The following is a 17,921-nucleotide window of genomic DNA, read 5'->3' as shown; positions in this document are numbered from 1 at the left end:
GTGGTGGCGGCGGCTAGTGGGCCACGGCGGCGGCGCCGTGTTCGTCGATGAGGGCGCCGGTTTCGAAGCGCTCCAGCGAGAACGGTGCGTTCAGCTTGTGCGGGGCGCCGGTGGCGATGGTGTGGGCGAAGGTCATTCCGGCGGCCGGAGTTCCCTTGAACCCGCCGGTACCCCAGCCGCAGTTCACGAACATGTTCTCCACCGGGGTGGTGCCCACGATCGGCGACGCGTCCAGGGTGGTGTCCACGATGCCGCCCCAGGTCCGGAGCACGTGGGCCCGGGCGAAGATGGGGAAGAGCTCGACGGCGGCGGCCATCTGCTCCTCGATCACGTGGAAGGAGCCGCGCTGGCCGTAGCCGTTGTAGGAGTCGATACCGGCACCCATCACGAGTTCGCCCTTATGCGCCTGGGAGACGTAGACGTGTACGTGGTTGGACATGACCACCGTGGGGTGGACCGGCTCGTGGAGCTCGGACACCAGGGCCTGCAATGGGTGTGACTGGATGGGCAGCTCGAAGCCGGCCATCTCGGCCAGGACGGAGCTGTGGCCCGCGGCGCAGAGGCCAACCTTTTCGGTGTTGATGGTGCCGCGGTTGGTCTTGACGCCCACCACGCGGTCGCCATCCTTCAGGAAGCCGGTGACTTCACAGTTCTGGATGATGTCCACGCCCATCTCGTCGCACTTGCGGGCGAAGGCCCAGGCAACGTGGTCGTGCTTGGCGATGCCGGCGCGCGGCTGGTAGGTAGCGCCCATGACCGGGTAGCGGATGTTGTCGCTGACGTTCAGGATGGGGCACAGTTCCTTGACCTGCTGCGGGTCCAGCCATTCCGCGTCCACGCCGTTGAGCTTGTTGGCGCCAACCCGGCGCATGCTCTCGCGGACGTCACCCAGGGTATGGGCCAGGTTCATCACGCCGCGCTGGCTGAAGAGGAAGTCGTATTCGAGCTCCTCCGGCAGGATCTCCCAGAGCTTGAGCGCCTGCTCGTAGATGGCTGCGCTCTCGTCCCAGAGGTAGTTGGAACGGATGATGGTGGTGTTCCGGGCCATATTGCCACCGGCAAGCCAGCCCTTTTCCAGGACGGCAATGTTGGTCATGCCGTGGTTCTTGGCCAGGAAGTATGCGGTGGCCAGGCCGTGTCCGCCGCCGCCCACAACCACTGCGTCATAGGAGGATTTGGGCTCGGGGTTCCGCCAGAGGAAGTCCGGGTGCTCCGGAAGCTGGTGCGTGCTCACTGGGCGGCTCCAATCAGGTCTGCCTCGGCGGCGGCCAGGGCGGCGTCGTCGTTGAGGTGCGGGTAGAGGGGGAACTTGTCGGCAAGGGCGGTGACGCGGCCGCGGAGTTCGGCGGCGGTGTCCTCGGCGAGGGTGCCCGTGCCGGCTGCGGCAATCAGGGCCGTGGCGATGATGTCCGCAACTTCGGTGAACTCGGCGGCGCCGAAGCCGCGAGCAGCCAGGGCCGGCGTGCCGATGCGCAGTCCGGAGGAAACCATCGGCGGGCGGGGGTCGAACGGGACGGCGTTGCGGTTGACGGTGATGCCGATCCGGTGCAGCGCGTCCTCGCCCTGCTGGCCGTCGAGTTCGGAGTTGCGCAGGTCCACGAGGACCAGGTGGACATCGGTACCGCCGTTGACCACGGAGATGCCGGCGGCCCCGACGTCGGACTGCAGCAGGCGCTCGGCGATCAGTTTGGCACCGTGCAGGACGCGCTCCTGGCGTTCCTTGAATTCAGGGGCGGCGGCCAGCTTGAAGGCCACGGCCTTGGCGGCGATGACGTGCTCCAGGGGTCCGCCCTGCTGGCCTGGGAATACGGCGCTGTTGATCTTCTTGGCGTACTCCTCCTTGGCCATGATGACACCGCCGCGCGGTCCGCCCAGGGTCTTGTGGGTGGTGGTGGTGACGACGTCCGCGAAGGGGACGGGGTTGGGGTGCAGTCCTGCAGCCACCAAACCGGCGAAGTGGGCCATGTCCACCATCAGGTAGGCACCAACGAGGTCGGCGATGCGGCGGAACTCGGCGAAGTCCAGCTGGCGGGAGTAGGCGGACCAGCCGGCCACGATCAGCTTGGGCTTGTGTTCCAGGGCCAGTCGCTCCACTTCGGCCATGTCCACGCGGAGGTCGGATTCGCGGACGTGGTACGGGACCACGTTGTAGAGCTTGCCGGAGAAGTTGATCTTCATGCCGTGGGTCAGGTGGCCGCCGTGGGCCAGGGAGAGACCCAGGATGGTGTCGCCCGGGTTCAGCAGGGCGAACATGGCGGCGGCGTTGGCCTGCGCGCCGGAGTGGGGCTGCACATTGGCGAATTCCGCACCGAAAAGGGCCTTGACTCGGTCGATGGCGAGCTGCTCGATGACGTCCACGTGCTCGCAGCCACCGTAGTAGCGCTTCCCGGGGTAGCCCTCGGCGTACTTGTTGGTCAGGACCGACCCCTGGGCCTCCATGACGGCGGACGGAGCAAAGTTCTCCGAGGCGATCATCTCGAGGGTGGACTGCTGCCGCTCCAGCTCCTTTGCTACGGCGGCAGCTACATCGGCGTCGACCTGGGCCAGTGAGGCGTTCAGTACGTTCTGCATGGTTCTCCTTGAAAAGCCCTTGGGTTACTGATCCACAACTGATCTGTAACTGATATATTAGAACTAACGCAATAGTATGTTGCAGGTCACTAAGCAGTCAACAGCAACTTTTTGGAGAGCGCCTGATGAGCCTGATGCTGGAGAACCACCTGGAGATCGAAGGGGATCTCTCGCTGGCCGAGCGCGCCTACCGGCATCTCCGGGACCGGCTGATCATGTTGGACATCCGGCCGGGGGACGCCATCAACGACGGCAAGCTGGCCGCCGAGATGGGAATCGGACGGACTCCCGTCCGGGAAGCCCTCAAGCGGCTTGAGAGCGACCACCTGGTGATCTCCTATCCGCGGCGCGGAACCTTCGCCACCATTGTCGATATCACCGAACTCGCCGACGTTTCGGAACTCCGGGAATCGCTGGAGCCCCTGGCCGCGCGGCGCGCCGCCAAGCTGGCCACGCCTGCCCTTCGTGCGGAACTGCGCGATACCGCGGCGTCGATTGCGAAGATGGCCACCGCGGAGGATCCGTACGACCTCATGCGGTACGACATCACGGTGCACCGGCTGATCTACCGCGCGGCCGGAAACGCCCATCTTGAAGACGTCCTGATCCGCTACGACAATCTCGCCACCCGGATCTGGTGCATGGTTTTGGACAAGGTGCCGTCCGTGGCCGAGCACGTCTCCGAGCACGTGGAACTGTTGGAGGTAATTGCCGACGGCGATGCGGAGCGGGCGGGCAAGCTCGCCCTGGAGCACGTCACCAGCTTCGAGCAGGCAATCCGCAGCGTGCTCTAGGCGCAGCCGGGCTTACGAGCCCAGGGGCTGGAGCCGCTTCCGCAGGAGGCAGAATTCGTTGCCCTCCGGATCCTGCAGGACATGCCACGGCTCGCCGCCGGCCTGCCCCACGTCGGCCGGCCGGGCGCCGAGTGCGAGCAGCCGCTCCAGTTCGGCGGCCTGGTCCCGGTCCACAGGATTGACATCGATGTGGAGCGGCAGCCTTCCGGTCCGCGGATTGCTGCTGGGGCTCAGGATGATGGTGGGCTGCAGCCCCCCGAACCCGGCGGCGGGACCGATTTCGATTGCCCCGTCCTCACGGTCGAGCTCCACGTAGCCCAGGACGCCGCACCAGAACCGGGCGAGCCTCTCTGGGTCGTCGCAGTTGAGGACCAGTTCGCTGATGCGGCATGACATGGTGCCCAGTGTATTGGGTGTGACGTGGAATACTTCCGTAGAGGCAAGCCGGAACCGCCGGCGGACGCAGGAAGGGCAACGCGCTATGCAGGAGACCGTCAGGGTGGATGAAACGCCGCTGGAGCATGTGCTGGCAGCTCTGTCCCGTGAACGGGGCAACGGGCTGCTGCCGGACCCGGCCTTCGACCGCCGCCTGGACCGGACCCTGCCCCTGCTGGCGGATCTCTTCGGCTCCCTGTACAGCTCGCGGCCGGACTGGCAGGATCAGCTGGCAGCCCTCATTGTCCAGGCGGCAAGGTCCTGGCAGGAGCGCCCGGCCGGGCAGAAGGACCTGGACGCCGGGCGCGAAGACGACAGCGGCTGGTTCCAGTCCAACACCATGCTGGGCGGCGTCTGCTACGTGGACCGGTACGCGGAAAGCCTGGAGGGGGTCCGCGCCCGGATCCCGTACTTCAAGGAGCTGGGCCTGACCTACCTCCACCTCATGCCGCTGTTCCTGGCTCCGGAGCCGCACTCCGATGGCGGCTACGCGGTGTCCAGCTACCGGGAGGTCAACCCGAAGCTCGGAACCATGGAGCAGCTGCGGTCCCTGGCGTCAGACCTGCGGAGCAACGGGATCAGCCTGGTGGTTGACTTCATCTTCAACCACACCTCGGACGAGCACGAGTGGGCCCGCAAGGCAGCCGCCGGCGACCCCGAATACAGCGACTACTACTGGATCTTCCCGGACCGGACCATGCCGGACGCCTTCGAACAGAACGTGCGTGAAATCTTCCCGGAAAACCACCCTGGGTCCTTCATCCAGATGGCGGACGGCCGGTGGGTCTGGGCCACCTTCCACACCTACCAGTGGGACCTGAACTACTCCAACCCGGACGTTTTCCGCGCCATGGCCGGGGAAATGCTGTTCCTGGCGAACCAGGGCGTGGACATCCTCCGGATGGATGCCGTGGCCTTCATCTGGAAGCAGCTGGGAACCTCCTGCGAGAGCCGGCCCGAGGCGCACACCCTGCTGCGCGCCTTCAACGCGGTGTGCCGTCTGGCGGCGCCGTCGCTGCTCTTCAAATCCGAGGCCATCGTGCATCCAGACGAGGTGGCGCTCTACATCGACCCCGCCGAGTGCCAGATCTCCTACAACCCGCTGCAGATGGCGCTGATCTGGGAGTCCCTGGCCACGCGGGACACCTCGCTGCTGGCCCAGGCCCTGAAGCGGCGGCACAACATCCCGGCCGGAACGTCATGGGTCAACTACGTCCGCAGCCATGACGACATCGGCTGGACCTTCGCGGACGAGGATGCGGCGGAACTGGGCATCAACGGCTTCGACCACCGCCGCTTCCTGAACTCCTTCTACGTCAACCGGTTTCCTGGCAGCTTCGCCCGCGGCGTGCCCTTCCAGGACAACCCGCGCACCGGCGACTGCCGGATCTCGGGCACGACCGCGTCACTGTGCGGCATGGAGGTCAACCCCGCCGAGGCGGTGGAACGGATCCTCCTGGCCCACTCGATTGCCTTCAGCACCGGCGGCATCCCGCTGCTGTACCTGGGCGACGAGGTGGCGCAGCTCAATGACTACGACTATGCGCAGGAGCCGGGCCACGGTGGGGACAGCCGCTGGGTGCACCGGCCGCACTACCCCGCGGAACAATACGCCCGCCGAAACGACCCCTCCACTCCGGAAGGCGCCGTGCACGCCGGGCTGAAGCGGATGATCGAAGTCCGCGGAGCTGCCCCTGAGCTGGCCGGAACCACGCTGCTCGATTTCGAAACCCACAACCGAAGTGTCCTGGGGTACCAGCGGCCGGCAAGCGCGGCCGACGGCGGCCAGACGCGGATCCTTGCCCTCGCCAACTTCGGCGACTCTTCCCGGCAGCTGCCACCGGAGACCTTCGGCGGATTCCTGCCGGCCGCCGTCGACCTTCTCTCGGAAGCCACGCTCGACCTGGGCGAAGGCGTCACGCTGCTCCCCCGCCAGTATCTCTGGCTGCGCGTCACTCCCGCCTAGCACCGGCGCCCGTTTTCCCAACCGGGGGCGGGCCGTGAAACCATACGGATCATGCCCCAGAAGATCGCGTACCAGGGTGAGCCCGGCGCCAACTCCAATATTGCCTGCCAGCAGATGTTCCCGGACATGGAAAGCGTGCCGTGCGCCAGCTTTGAGGACGCCTTCGAGCTGGTGGCCAGCGGCGAGGCCGACCTGGCTATGATCCCCATCGAGAACTCCATCGCCGGCCGGGTGGCGGACATCCACATCCTGCTGCCGCAGTCCAACCTGCAGATCGTGGGCGAATACTTCCTGCCCATCCACTTCGACCTGCTGGGCATTCCGGGCAGCACCATCGAGGGGGCCACCGAGGTTCACAGCCACATCCACGCCCTTGGCCAGTGCCGGCGCCTGATCCGCGAGGCCAACCTGCGCCCGGTCATCGCCGGCGACACCGCAGGATCCGCCCGCGAGGTGGCCGAGTGGAATGATCCCCGCAAGCTGTCCCTGGCTCCCCCGCTGGCCGCGCAGATCTACGGCCTGGAGGTCCTTGCGTCCCGGGTGGAGGACGATCCCTCCAACACCACACGCTTCGTGGTCCTGGCACGGGAAAAGGAACTGCCGGCCCGGGACGAGCTTCCCGGACCGGCAGTCACCAGCTTTGTGTTCCGCGTGCGCAACGTCCCGTCTGCCCTGTATAAGGCTCTGGGCGGTTTCGCCACCAACGGCGTGAACATGACCCGGCTGGAGAGCTACATGGTGGGCAACGAATTCGCCGCCACCATGTTCATGGCCGACGTCGAAGGCCACCCCGAGGACCTGCCGCTGAAGCTGGCCCTCGAGGAACTGGACTTCTTCACCACCGAGGTGCGGATCCTGGGCGTCTACGCAGCCGCCGACTACCGCGCGGCGGCCGCCACGGCCTGACTCGGCTGCTGCCCCGGCTTCAGGAACTGCGCGAAGAACGCGCCCAGTTCGGCGGTGGCTGTCAGCGGCAGGACGTTGGCCACGTACTGGTCCGGGCGGACCACCACCACGGCACCGTTGCGGTCCAAGCCGCGGAGGTCGAAGATGTCCGCGTTCGGGTCCGTGCCGTACACCTTCTCGTAGTCGGTCAGCTTGAACGGGCCCACCTGCGGCTTGAACACCGCGGGAACCTGGTTGATATCGACGGCGGTGTGCCCCTGCTGGTAGATGACCTTCAGGTCGAACCAGGCATCCGGGTCCGCCCCTGCAGGGGTGGCAGCCAGCGGTGATTCCGGTGAATTGGCGAACCATGCGGCCAGCATGTCGGTGGCGGAACCGGTCCCTGGCTGCGCCGCATCGGCAAACACGTAGATCCGCCAGCGCCCGTCCGCGGTGGCGTGGTGGCCCAGGTGGATCGGGTTGGTGTCCGCCACCCGCACCACGGGGGCGGACTTGAAGCGTTTGCCCACGGGGAAGCCGGTGGCCAGGTCCTGGTGGTCGTCGGTCCCGACAATCAAGGACGGGGCGTACTGGGTCATGAACCCGGCCGGGAATTCGGCGGTGCGGACATAGAAGTCCTCCAGGTCCGAGGGGTGTTCGAACTCTTCGGGCTTCTTGGCCATCATGGATGACCATTCCTTGTCGAAGTCGATCAGGTTCTTCGCCACCACCTGGCGTTCCGCGGAGTAGGTGGCCAGCAGGCTTTCGGGGCTGCGGCCCTCCAGGACATGGCCCAGCTTCCACGCAATGTTGAAGCCGTCCTGCATGGACACGTTCATCCCCTGGCCGGCCTTGGCGCTGTGGGTGTGGCAGGCATCGCCGGTGATGAAGACGCGCGGGGTGCGGGTGCCGCGGTCCTGCGGCAGGACGTCGTCGAACCGGTCCGTGAGGCGGTGGCCCACCTCGTACACGCTGTGCCAGGCCACGTTGCGGACATCCAGGGTGTAGGGGTGGAGGATCTCGTTCGCCTTGCGGATGATGTCGTCGATGCTGGTGTTCCGCACCGCATGATGGGTGGCGGGGTCCACCTCTCCCAGGTCCACATACATGCGGAACAGGTGTCCGCCTTCGCGCGGGATGAGCAGGATGCTGCCTTTTTCGCCCTGGATTGCGCACTTGGTGCGGATATCCGGGAAATCAGTGACTGCAAGCGTGTCCATGACACCCCAGGCGTGATTGGCCTGGTCGCCGGCGAGGGTGCAGCCGATGGCCTGCCGCACCTTGCTGCGAGCGCCGTCGGCACCCACCACGTACTTGGCCCGGACAATGCGCTCCTGCCCCTCATTGGGCCCGGAAGTGTGGAGCAGGGTCACGGCGACAGGATATTCACCGCTGTCCGCGACCTCCAAGCCCTGGAATTCGTAGCCGTAGTCCGGCTTCAGGCGTGAGGGCGAGTTGGCGGCAAATTCCGCGAAATAGTCCAGGACGCGGGCCTGGTTGACGATGAGGTGCGGGAACTCGCTGATGCCCGTCTCGTCATCCACCGCCCGGGCGGAACGGATGATGTTGGCACGGTTGGCCGGGTCCGGCTTCCAGAAGGCCATCTCGGTAATCCGGTAGGCCTCGGCCGTGATCCTCTCGGCAAAGCCAAACGCCTGGAATGTCTCGACGCTGCGCGCCTGGATGCCGTCCGCCTGGCCGATGGCCAGCCGCCCGGGCCGGCGCTCGATGATGCGCGTGGTGACATTGGGGAACATCGAAAGCTGTGCGGCGGCGAGCATGCCGGCGGGGCCTGTGCCGACGATCAGCACATCCACTTCATTCGGAAGTTCTTCGGGGCGGTTGATGCCGACGCCGGCGGCCGGCTGGATGCGCGGGTCGCCGGATACGTAGCCGTGGTGGTGGAACTGCACGGTATTCCTCACTTCTTTGTGGCGGCTGAGCTGTTCTATATCAGAACAAGTGATTCGATAATGGAAAAGGTGGAACTTGGCATCCACTGTACGCCCGATGTGACGCGGGCGACAAGTGGCTCCACTCGCGCGGAAAATTCGCGGGAAAAGAGGGGTTGACGAACCATGGGCCGCGGGTAAATAGTGATCGTATACGATTTCGTACTTGATGAGGAGAAGCATTGGAGCAGGTCAACGAGGACACGCTGGCATCAGCCCGCAAGGTGATTGCGGTGCACATTAACTACCCCAGCCGTGCGGCCCAGCGCGGCCGCACCCCCGCCCAGCCCTCCTACTTCCTCAAGCCCTCCAGCTCCCTGGCCTTGACGGGCGGCCGGGTGGAGCGGCCGGCAGGCTGTGAACTGCTCGGCTACGAGGGCGAGATTGCCCTGGTCATCGGCAAGGCGGCCCGCCGCGTCAGTATCGAGGACGCATGGAGCCACGTTGCCGCCGTCACCGCCAGCAACGATCTGGGTGTGTACGACCTCCGCTGGGCGGACAAAGGGTCCAACCTCCGGTCCAAGGGCGGGGACGGCTTCACCCCGGTGGGCCCGGCACTGATCCCGGCAGACGCCGTCGACCCCGCGAGCCTGCGCATCCGCACCTGGCACAACGGCGAGCTGGTCCAGGATGACACGACGGAGGACCTGCTCTTCCCGTTCGCCCGCCTGGTGGCGGACCTGTCCCAGCTGCTTACCCTCGAAGAGGGCGACATCATCCTCACCGGCACCCCCGCCGGCGCCTCCGTCGCCAAGCCCGGCGATGTGCTCGAGGTGGAGGTTTCCGCCGGAAACCTCACCACAGGCCGGCTGGCCACCACCATTGTGGAAGGCACGACGCCGTTCGCGGACTTTGGTGCCGGGCCCAAGGTTGATGACCTGCAGCGCGAGGAAGCGTACGGTTCCCGCGAGGCCGCCGGGCTGGCACCTGCTGCGGAGGCCGCCGTCGTGCCTTCCCTCTCCCCTGCGCCTTCCCTCTCCCCTGAACTTAAGGCCAAGCTGGAGTCCGTGGCCACCGCCACCCTGTCCTCGCAGATGCGCAAGCGCGGCCTGAACAACGTCAGCATCGACGGGCTGCAGGCCACCCGCCCGGAGCGCAGGGTGGTGGGCCTGGCCCGGACCCTGCGCTACGTGCCCAACCGCGAGGACCTCTTCAAGACCCACGGCGGCGGTTTCAACGCGCAGAAGAAGGCCATCGACTCCGTCAACGAGGGCGAAATCCTGGTGATGGAGGCCCGCGGCGAGAAGGGCACCGGCACGGTGGGCGACATCCTGGCCCTCCGCGCCCAGGTCCGCGGGGCCGCAGCCATCATCACCGACGGCGGCGTCCGCGACTACACCGCCGTGGCGGGGCTGGACATGCCCACCTACTTCGCCAACCCGCACCCCGCAGTCCTCGGCCGGCGCCATATCCCCTGGGACACGGACATCACCATCGCCTGCGGCGGCGCCACGGTACAACCCGGCGACATCATCGTGGCCGACGCCGACGGCATCCTGGTCATCCCGCCGGCCATCGCCGAAGAACTCGTGGACGACTGTATCCAACAGGAGAAGGAAGAGGCCTTCATCTTCGAAATGGTCAAGGAGGGCAACAGCGTGGACGGCCTGTACCCGATGAACGCCGAATGGCAGAACAGGTACGCGGAGTGGGAACGAATGGGAAGCAGGAAAAGCTGATGACTGAAACGGCCGTCACCGACCTCCCCGCTGCCGCTCCCGGCAGCAAGTCCGAACAGGCGTACCAGGCCGTCAAGGCGCGGATCGTCGAGGGCACCTATACCCCCGGCTACCGGCTGGTGCTGGGCACCATCGCCAAGGACCTCGGCTTCAGTGTGGTCCCGGTCCGCGAAGCCATCCGCCGGCTGGAGGCCGAAGGCCTGGTGAAGTTCGAACGCAACGTCGGCGCCACCGTAGCCGGCATTGACCCCACCGAATACCTGTACACCATGCAGACACTCAGCATCGTGGAGGGTGCGGCCACCGCGTTGTCCGCCCCGCTCATCGATGCGGTGGCCATCGCCCGGGCCCGCGCGGTGAACGAGGAAATGCGCGAATGCCTGGAACACTTCAACCCCGTCCGTTTCACCCAACTGAACCAGGACTTCCACAGCGTCCTCTTTGAGCACTGCCCCAACCCGCACATCCTGGACCTGGTCCACCGCGGCTGGAACCGGCTGGCTGCACTGAGGTCCTCCACGTTCCGCTTCGTCCCCGGCCGTGCCCGCGAATCGGTGGAGGAGCACGAAGGGCTGCTGCAGCTCATCGAATCCGGCGCCGATCCGGACACCATCGAAAAAGCCGCCCGCCGGCACCGGGCGGCCACCCTGGACGCATACCTCGCCCAAGCAAAGCACCAGTAAGGACATCAACGATGACGACCTCCGTAGAAACCTCCCGGCACTACGTCCCCAAGGACCTGCCCGCCCATATCCAGCACTACATCAACGGCGAGTTCGTTGACTCCGTGGGCGGGAAGACCTTCGACGTCCTGGATCCTGTTTCCAACCGCAACTACGCCACCGCCGCGGCGGGCCAGAAAGAGGACATCGACCTGGCCGTTGCAGCCGCCCGCGAAGCTTTCGTGAACGGCCCGTGGCCGAAGATGAAGCCCCGCGAGCGGGCACGCGTCCTGAACCGGATCGCTGACGCCGTCGAGGCGCAGGAAGCACGCCTGGCTGAACTGGAAACTTTCGATACCGGCCTGCCGATCACCCAGGCCAAGGGCCAAGCCCTGCGCGCGGCCGAGAACTTCCGCTTCTTCGCGGATCTGATCGTGGCCCAGTTCGACGACGCCATGAAGGTCCCCGGCTCGCAGATCAACTACGTCAACCGCAAGCCGATCGGCGTGGCCGGCCTGATCACGCCGTGGAACACCCCGTTCATGCTGGAGTCCTGGAAGCTCGCCCCGGCCCTGGCCACCGGCAACACCGTGGTCCTGAAGCCGGCCGAGTTCACGCCGCTGTCCGCCTCGCTGTGGGCCACCATCTTTAAGGAAGCCGGCCTGCCCGACGGCGTTTTCAACCTGGTCAACGGCCTGGGCGAGGAAGCCGGCGACGCACTGGTCAAGCACCCGGACGTGCCCCTGATCTCCTTCACCGGTGAGACCACCACCGGCCAGACGATCTTCCGGAACGCGGCCGCCAACCTCAAGGGCCTCTCCATGGAGCTCGGCGGCAAGTCCCCGTGCGTCGTGTTCGCCGACGCGGACCTGGACGCCGCGATCGATTCGGCCCTCTTCGGGGTGTTCTCCCTCAACGGGGAACGCTGCACCGCCGGCTCCCGCATCCTGGTGGAGCGGGCCATCTACGACGAGTTCTGCGAGAAGTACGCCGCCCGGGCCAAGAACATTGTGGTGGGCGACCCGCACGATCCCAAGACCCAGGTGGGCGCCCTGGTCCACCCGGAGCACTACGAGAAGGTGGCCTCCTACGTGGAGATCGGCAAGTCCGAAGGCCGGCTCCTGGCCGGCGGCGGCCGCCCCGACCACCTGCCCGAAGGCAACTACATCGCACCCACCGTGTTCGCCGACGTCGCCCCCGACGCCCGGATCTTCCAGGAGGAGATCTTCGGACCGGTGGTGGCCATCACCCCGTTCGAGAACGACGACGAAGCCCTCGCCCTAGCCAACAACACCAAGTACGGCCTGGCCGCCTACATCTGGACCCAGAACCTGACCCGGGCCCACAACTTCTCCCAGAACGTCGAGGCCGGCATGGTGTGGCTGAACAGCCACAACGTCCGCGACCTCCGCACCCCGTTCGGCGGGGTCAAGGCCTCGGGCCTGGGCCACGAGGGCGGCTACCGCTCCATCGATTTCTACACCGACCAGCAGGCCGTGCACATCACGCTCGGCACCGTCCACACACCCAAGTTCGGCAGCATCGAAGACTCCGCCGCCAACGAAGGCTAGAACCTACTTCCCCACTCAAAGAAGAGAGCACATCATGACCAACTTCGTTCCCACCCCCACTGTCCCGGCACCGGACATCGTCCGCTGCGCCTACATGGAGATCGTGGTCACCGACCTCGCCAGGTCCCGTGAGTTCTACGTGGACGTCCTGGGCCTGCACGTCACCGAAGAGGACGACAACGCGATCTACCTGCGGTCCCTGGAGGAGTTCATCCACCACAACCTGGTCCTCCGCAAGGGGCCGGTGGCCGCCGTCGCAGCCTTCGCCTACCGGGTGAAGTCCCCAGCCGAGGTGGACGCCGCCGAGGCCTACTACAAGGAACTGGGCTGCCGGGTGGAACGCCGCAAGGAAGGCTTCACGAAGGGCGTGGGCGACTCCGTCCGCGTGGAGGACCCGCTGGGCTTCCCGTACGAGTTCTTCTACGACGTGGAACACGTGGAGCGCCTCACCCAGCGCTACGACCTCTACTCCGCCGGCGAACTGGTCCGCCTGGACCACTTCAACCAGGTCACCCCGGACGTCCCCCGCGGCCGCAAGTACCTGGAGGACCTGGGCTTCCGCGTCTCCGAGGACATCAAGGATTCCGACGGCGTCACGTACGCCGCGTGGATGCACCGCAAGCAGACCGTGCACGATACCGCCCTCACCGGCGGCAACGGCCCGCGCATGCACCACGTCGCGTTCGCCACGCATGAGAAACACAACATCATCCAGATCTGCGACAAGATGGGCGCCCTGCGCATCAGCGACCGGATCGAGCGCGGGCCCGGCCGGCACGGCGTCTCCAACGCGTTCTACCTCTACATCCTGGACCCGGACGGCCACCGCATCGAGATCTACACCCAGGACTACTACACCGGCGACCCCGACAACCCCACCATCACCTGGGACGTCCACGACAACCAGCGCCGCGACTGGTGGGGCAACCCGGTGGTCCCGTCCTGGTACACCGAGGCCTCCCTGGTCCTGGACCTGGAGGGCAACCCGCAGCCGGTCATTGAGCGCGAGGAAAAGTCCGAGATGGCCGTGACCGTCGGCGCCGACGGTTTCTCCTACACCCGCAAGGAGGGCTCGCCGGAAGGTGACCGGACGGGGTTCAAGCTGGGAGCGCAGGTCTAACCCATGCTGGAGCCGACGACGATTGAGGCCATCGCGGACGAGCTGGTGGAAGCCGGCCGGACCCGCACCCCTGTTCCCCTCCTGACGGCCCGGTACCCGGGCATGACCGTGGAGGATTCCTACGCCGTGCAGCAGTTGTGGCGGCGCCGCAACGAGGAAGCCGGCAGGACCCTGGTGGGGCGCAAGATCGGCCTCACGTCCAAGGCAATGCAGGCCGCCACCGGCATCACTGAACCGGACTACGGAGCCATCTTCGACGACATGGTGCTGGACACCGGCTGCTCGGTCCGGTGGGACCGCTACACGCACCCGCGGGTGGAGGTGGAGCTGGCGTTCGTCCTCAAGGACGGGCTCAAGGGCCCCGGCGTCACCATCTTCGATGTCCTGAAAGCCACCGACTACGTGGTCCCGGCCCTCGAGATCCTGGACTCCCGGATCGAGATGGAGGGCCGGACCATCGTGGACACCATCTCGGACAACGCCGCGATGGGCGCCATGGTGATCGGCGGGAACCCCGTGAAGCCTGACGCGGTGGACCTGCGCTGGGTCTCCGCCATCCTCTACAAGAACCAGACCGTGGAGGAAACCGGCGTGGCCGCCGGCGTCCTGGACCATCCGGCCAACGGCGTCCACTGGCTGGCCAACAAGATCGCAGCGCACGGCGATTCGCTCAAGGCCGGGGACATCATCCTGGCCGGGTCCTTTACCCGCCCCATGTGGGTCTACAAGGGCGACACCGTGCACGCCGACTATGGACCCCTGGGGAGTGTCACATGCCGCTTCGAATAGAAGACACCTTCCGCGACGCCCTTGCCGCGCAAAAAGGTGAAGCAGGCCGGCCGCCGGCCGGGATGTGGGTGTGCTCGGGCAGCCCGCTCATCGCGGAACTCTGCGCCGGGTCCGGCCTGGACTGGCTCCTGGTGGACGCCGAACACAGCCCCAACGGGCTCGAGTCCATCCTCGCCCAGCTCCAGGCCATCCACGGCTACCCCGTCCACGCCCTGGTCCGGCCGCCGGTGAACGACACCGTGGTGATCAAGCAGTACCTGGACCTGGGCGTGCAGAACCTGCTCATCCCCATGGTCAACTCCGTTGCCGAAGCCGAGGCCGCGGTGGCGGCCACCCGCTACCCGCCCGAAGGCGTCCGCGGCGTGGGTTCGGCCCTGGCCAGGGCCGCCCGCTGGAACCGGGTGCCGGACTACCTGGCCCGGGCCAACGAGACCATCAGCGTCACGGTCCAGATCGAGTCCACCGCCGCCGTGGACGCGGTCGAGGACATCCTGAAGGTGGACGGCGTGGATGCGGTCTTCATCGGCCCGTCCGACCTCGCCGCCTCGATGGGCCTGCTGGGACAGCAGGAACACCCGGAGGTGCGGGCCGCCGTCGAGCATTGCCTTGCGGCCGCGAAGACGGCCGGTAAGCCCGCGGGCGTGAACGCCTTCAACCCGGATACCGCCCGGCATTACCTGGACCACGGCGCGGATTTCATCCTGGTGGGTGCCGACGTTGCAATCCTCGCGCGCGGCTCCGAAGCCCTCGCCGCGCAGTACATCCCCAAAGCCGGCGACGACACCCGCGCCAGCTACTGACTTCTAAGGATTTCCCCCATGACAGTTACTTCTGCGCTGCCCCCTGCCGTCTCGCCGGAGCGTGAGGCCGCGCTGCTTGCGTCGGTGCCCACCGGCCTGTTGATCAACGGCGAGTGGGTGGACGCGTCCGACGGCGGCGCGTTCGACGTGCACGACCCCGCCACCGGGCAGGTTCTCGCCACCCTCGCCTCCGCCACGGGCGAGGACGCCGTTGCGGCTTTGGATGCGGCCGATGCCGCCCAGGCGTCCTGGGCCCGGACCGCACCCCGGGCCCGGGCGGAGATCCTGCGCCGGGCCTTCGACCTGGTCACCGAACGCGCCGAGGACTTCGCGCTGCTCATGACGCTGGAAATGGGCAAGCCCCTGGCGGAGGCCCGCGGCGAGGTCACCTACGGCGCCGAATTCCTGCGCTGGTTCTCCGAAGAAACCGTCCGTGACTACGGCCGCTACCTCACTTCTCCTGAGGGCAAGAACAAGATCCTGGTCCAGCACAAACCTGTCGGCCCCTGCCTTTTGATCACGCCGTGGAACTTCCCGCTGGCGATGGCCACCCGCAAGGTCGCCCCGGCTGTGGCCGCGGGATGCACCATGGTCCTCAAACCCGCCAAACTCACCCCGCTCACCGCACAGTACTTCGCGCAGACCATGCTCGACGCCGGCCTCCCGCCCGGGGTCCTCAATGTTGTTTCATCGTCGTCCGCTTCGGGGATTTCCGGGCCGCTGCTCAAGGACTCGCGGCTGCGGAAGGTCTCGTTTACAGGGTCCACCCCTGTTGGCAAACGGCTGCTGGCCGACGCAGCCCAGAATGTCCTCCGCACCTCGATGGAACTCGGCGGCAACGCACCGTTCATCGTCTTCGAGGATGCCGACCTCGATGCCGCCGTCGAAGGGGCGATGGCGGCGAAGATGCGGAACATGGGCGAAGCCTGCACCGCCGCCAACCGGTTCCTCGTCCACGAAACCGTCGCCGCCGAGTTCACGCGGAAGTTCGCGGCCGCGATGGGTGCCCTGGCTACGGGGCGCGGCACCGACCCCGCCACCCGGGTTGGTCCGCTCATCGACGCCGGCGCCCGCGACGACGTCCACGCTTTGGTGAGCGCCGCCGTCGACGCCGGAGCCGTCGCTGTCACCGGCGGAGCGCCCGTGGACGGGCCAGGCTACTTCTACCAGCCCACCGTCCTGGCCAACGTCCCCAACAACGCCGCAATCCTGGGCCAGGAAATCTTCGGCCCCGTCGCCCCCGTCACAACCTTCACCACCGAAGACGAAGCAATTCGCCTGGCCAACGCCTCCGAGTACGGGCTCGCCTCCTACCTCTACAGCAAGGATTTCAACCGGTTGCTCAGGGTGGCCGAGCAAATTGAGTTCGGCATGGTCGGGTTCAACGCGGGCGTCATCTCCAACGCCGCCGCACCCTTCGGCGGCGTCAAACAATCCGGCCTCGGCCGCGAAGGCGGAGCCGAAGGCATCGCCGAATACACCACCACCCAATACATCGGCGTCGCAGACCCCTACGCCGGCTGACGCCGAGTACACCGCTCCACCCGTTTCATGAGCCTCCCTGCCGTTGCGGCAGGGAGGCTCATGTGTTCCGAACACTTCTAGCGCATGCTCCCAGGATTCCTAGGTATGACGCGTGCTGGCGGCCGCGCTGATAAGTGCTGGGGGCCGCGACCTGGTGGCGCCGCATCTCGGACTGTAAGGCGGATCAAGGTGGGAGTCGATGCTCAGGGAGCTAAGAACCGGCGTGTAGCTCTCGGGCCGCCGATCCTTCAATGCGGGCGTGAGCTTCAGTTTCACGACGTCGTACTTTTTGAACTTGGCACCGGCTTCAAGGCATCGGAACCGGAGGGTGTTGAGACGGTGTCGCGCGAGGCGTCAATGGAGAGCGTCCAGGCGCAGTAGCCAGCTCATTCAGCGAGATTAGCCATAAAAAAGACTGGACTAGATGTTTTATTGTGCCGTAGAGTTGCCTGTAGGCAGAAAGTGGTGATCGGAATCACATCTGGACTGCTTGTTTTGTCGGACAGTTCGCGTATGGGTTCCTTCCGAATAACACTCCAACAACCATTCACCAGCAAGAAAGGCAGACACGACATGACACGAGAAGAAGCTTACGCACGATGCCCCTCAGATTCGTACGTCGAATTTTACGGCGGCCAGTGGCTCGTAGTCCCGCTTGTGCCCGTCGAGCAGCCCGACTTTTTCAGGTGTCTGCCTCGGCCGCCGCGCAATTAGAGGCAAGGAAACAAAACGGCGCAAAGGAGCACCGATGACCGCCACTATCAATGACTTGGCCGAGGGCTCGTTCGAGGACCTCCCCACGCCCCTAGCCTGCCCGGCAGCGGATTCCACTCCCCCGGTCTTGACTGTTTCGGTCAACGACGAGGCGGTGCTTGCGATTGCCCGTCGGTTGCACGACGGGGCATGCCTGTACGGGCGCCTATGCGAACTGCGCGACTTCCACGCCTTGGACAACTACGAAACCGATATCCGGGGCATGTTGGCTGCAATGGTGCAGTCCAGCGCTGAAGCTGATTGTCCGGAAATCATCCCCTGCCGCAGTACAGCTGAACGGCAATGGTTTCAGGGAAAATGGCGGTGCACTGCTTGCCGCGGTGACGTCCGCTTCAGCGGTGGGATCGGCTGGATTCACGTTCGTACTGCAGGGCACGGCTGAAATGTGAAAAAGTGTCG

The 17,921-nt window shown here is 66.1% G+C and carries 15 protein-coding genes and 1 pseudogene; 11 read left to right on the top strand and 5 right to left on the bottom strand.

Annotation, left to right across the window (positions count from 1 at the left end):
- Positions 1-13 precede the first annotated feature (13 nt).
- Complete coding sequence (locus AC5RTT_RS05825) at positions 14-1,234, bottom strand: sarcosine oxidase subunit beta family protein (protein WP_494144408.1); 1,221 nt, start codon at positions 1,232-1,234, stop codon at positions 14-16.
- Positions 1,231-2,571 (bottom strand): serine hydroxymethyltransferase, encoded by a 1,341-nt coding sequence (glyA, locus tag AC5RTT_RS05820; protein ID WP_494144407.1) that lies wholly within the window; start codon positions 2,569-2,571, stop codon positions 1,231-1,233. The genes AC5RTT_RS05825 and glyA overlap by 4 nt, the downstream gene beginning before the upstream one ends.
- A 125-nt stretch (positions 2,572-2,696) precedes the next feature.
- On the opposite strand from glyA, the gene AC5RTT_RS05815 reads away from it, so the two are divergent.
- Positions 2,697-3,365 carry a GntR family transcriptional regulator gene (locus AC5RTT_RS05815; RefSeq protein ID WP_494009753.1) on the top strand — a complete coding sequence of 223 codons (669 nt, stop codon included), beginning with the start codon at positions 2,697-2,699 and terminating at the stop codon, positions 3,363-3,365.
- Between the two features lie 12 nt (positions 3,366-3,377).
- On the opposite strand, the gene AC5RTT_RS05810 is transcribed toward AC5RTT_RS05815, so the two are convergent.
- Positions 3,378-3,761 carry a VOC family protein gene (locus AC5RTT_RS05810; protein ID WP_494144406.1) on the bottom strand — a complete coding sequence of 128 codons (384 nt, stop codon included), beginning with the start codon at positions 3,759-3,761 and terminating at the stop codon, positions 3,378-3,380.
- Between the two features lie 85 nt (positions 3,762-3,846).
- On the opposite strand from AC5RTT_RS05810, the gene AC5RTT_RS05805 reads away from it, so the two are divergent.
- Entirely contained in the window at positions 3,847-5,766 is a 1,920-nt protein-coding gene (locus AC5RTT_RS05805) for an alpha-amylase family protein (RefSeq protein ID WP_494144405.1), read from the top strand.
- A 51-nt stretch (positions 5,767-5,817) separates the two neighbouring features.
- Entirely contained in the window at positions 5,818-6,672 is an 855-nt protein-coding gene (locus tag AC5RTT_RS05800; RefSeq protein WP_494009798.1) for a prephenate dehydratase, read from the top strand.
- Here the strand turns inward: AC5RTT_RS05800 and AC5RTT_RS05795 are convergent.
- Positions 6,645-8,564: an FAD-binding monooxygenase gene (locus tag AC5RTT_RS05795; protein ID WP_494144404.1), complete on the bottom strand. Its 1,920-nt coding sequence runs from the start codon at positions 8,562-8,564 to the stop codon at positions 6,645-6,647. The genes AC5RTT_RS05800 and AC5RTT_RS05795 overlap by 28 nt on opposite strands.
- A gap of 221 nt (positions 8,565-8,785) precedes the next feature.
- Between AC5RTT_RS05795 and AC5RTT_RS05790 the strand changes: the two genes are divergently transcribed.
- Genes AC5RTT_RS05790 through AC5RTT_RS05760 form a run of 7 tightly spaced genes read left to right on the top strand, consistent with a single transcriptional unit; the run spans position 8,786 to position 16,748 of the window.
- Complete coding sequence (locus AC5RTT_RS05790) at positions 8,786-10,282, top strand: fumarylacetoacetate hydrolase family protein (protein ID WP_494144403.1); 1,497 nt, start codon at positions 8,786-8,788, stop codon at positions 10,280-10,282.
- Positions 10,282-10,965, top strand: coding sequence for a GntR family transcriptional regulator (locus AC5RTT_RS05785; RefSeq protein WP_494144402.1), 684 nt, complete (start codon positions 10,282-10,284; stop codon positions 10,963-10,965). The genes AC5RTT_RS05790 and AC5RTT_RS05785 overlap by 1 nt, the downstream gene beginning before the upstream one ends.
- An 11-nt stretch (positions 10,966-10,976) precedes the next feature.
- Positions 10,977-12,515, top strand: a complete 1,539-nt coding sequence (gene hpaE / locus AC5RTT_RS05780; RefSeq protein ID WP_494144401.1) for a 5-carboxymethyl-2-hydroxymuconate semialdehyde dehydrogenase — start codon at positions 10,977-10,979, stop codon at positions 12,513-12,515.
- 34 nt (positions 12,516-12,549) lie between these two features.
- Positions 12,550-13,635 (top strand): 3,4-dihydroxyphenylacetate 2,3-dioxygenase, encoded by a 1,086-nt coding sequence (gene hpaD, locus AC5RTT_RS05775; protein ID WP_494144400.1) that lies wholly within the window; start codon positions 12,550-12,552, stop codon positions 13,633-13,635.
- A gap of 3 nt (positions 13,636-13,638) precedes the next feature.
- Positions 13,639-14,424, top strand: a complete 786-nt coding sequence (gene hpaH, locus AC5RTT_RS05770; protein WP_494144399.1) for a 2-oxo-hept-4-ene-1,7-dioate hydratase — start codon at positions 13,639-13,641, stop codon at positions 14,422-14,424.
- Positions 14,409-15,224: an HpcH/HpaI aldolase family protein gene (locus tag AC5RTT_RS05765; RefSeq protein ID WP_494144398.1), complete on the top strand. Its 816-nt coding sequence runs from the start codon at positions 14,409-14,411 to the stop codon at positions 15,222-15,224. Before hpaH ends, AC5RTT_RS05765 begins: the two co-directional genes overlap by 16 nt.
- Before the next feature lie 18 nt (positions 15,225-15,242).
- Positions 15,243-16,748: an NAD-dependent succinate-semialdehyde dehydrogenase gene (locus AC5RTT_RS05760; RefSeq protein WP_494144397.1), complete on the top strand. Its 1,506-nt coding sequence runs from the start codon at positions 15,243-15,245 to the stop codon at positions 16,746-16,748.
- Between the two features lie 99 nt (positions 16,749-16,847).
- Here AC5RTT_RS05760 and AC5RTT_RS05755 read toward each other — a convergent pair.
- Positions 16,848-17,078: pseudogene (locus tag AC5RTT_RS05755) on the bottom strand (DUF8758 domain-containing protein); the annotation flags it as partial.
- Between the two features lie 418 nt (positions 17,079-17,496).
- Between AC5RTT_RS05755 and AC5RTT_RS05750 the strand changes: the two are divergent.
- Positions 17,497-17,904, top strand: a complete 408-nt coding sequence (locus AC5RTT_RS05750) for a hypothetical protein (RefSeq protein WP_494144396.1) — start codon at positions 17,497-17,499, stop codon at positions 17,902-17,904.
- The last annotated feature ends 17 nt before the right edge of the window (positions 17,905-17,921 follow it).

The sequence above is a fragment of the Arthrobacter sp. Y3221157 genome (assembly GCF_059089865.1).
Note: the sequence above shows the minus strand (reverse complement) of the source record. Positions and strands in the feature narration are given on the sequence as shown.

Excerpts from the sequence above, each read along its gene's own strand:
- hpaE (WP_494144401.1), top strand. The coding sequence starts at position 10,977 with ATGACGACCTCCGTAGAAACCTCCCGGCACTACGTCCCCAAGGACCTG.
- AC5RTT_RS05800 (WP_494009798.1), top strand. The coding sequence starts at position 5,818 with ATGCCCCAGAAGATCGCGTACCAGGGTGAGCCCGGCGCCAACTCCAAT.
- AC5RTT_RS05750 (WP_494144396.1), top strand. The coding sequence starts at position 17,497 with ATGACCGCCACTATCAATGACTTGGCCGAGGGCTCGTTCGAGGACCTC.
- hpaD (WP_494144400.1), top strand. The coding sequence starts at position 12,550 with ATGACCAACTTCGTTCCCACCCCCACTGTCCCGGCACCGGACATCGTC.
- hpaH (WP_494144399.1), top strand. The coding sequence starts at position 13,639 with ATGCTGGAGCCGACGACGATTGAGGCCATCGCGGACGAGCTGGTGGAA.
- AC5RTT_RS05760 (WP_494144397.1), top strand. The coding sequence starts at position 15,243 with ATGACAGTTACTTCTGCGCTGCCCCCTGCCGTCTCGCCGGAGCGTGAG.
- AC5RTT_RS05815 (WP_494009753.1), top strand. The coding sequence starts at position 2,697 with ATGAGCCTGATGCTGGAGAACCACCTGGAGATCGAAGGGGATCTCTCG.
- AC5RTT_RS05785 (WP_494144402.1), top strand. The coding sequence starts at position 10,282 with ATGACTGAAACGGCCGTCACCGACCTCCCCGCTGCCGCTCCCGGCAGC.
- AC5RTT_RS05810 (WP_494144406.1), bottom strand. The coding sequence starts at position 3,761 with ATGTCATGCCGCATCAGCGAACTGGTCCTCAACTGCGACGACCCAGAG.
- AC5RTT_RS05765 (WP_494144398.1), top strand. The coding sequence starts at position 14,409 with ATGCCGCTTCGAATAGAAGACACCTTCCGCGACGCCCTTGCCGCGCAA.
- glyA (WP_494144407.1), bottom strand. The coding sequence starts at position 2,571 with ATGCAGAACGTACTGAACGCCTCACTGGCCCAGGTCGACGCCGATGTA.
- AC5RTT_RS05805 (WP_494144405.1), top strand. The coding sequence starts at position 3,847 with ATGCAGGAGACCGTCAGGGTGGATGAAACGCCGCTGGAGCATGTGCTG.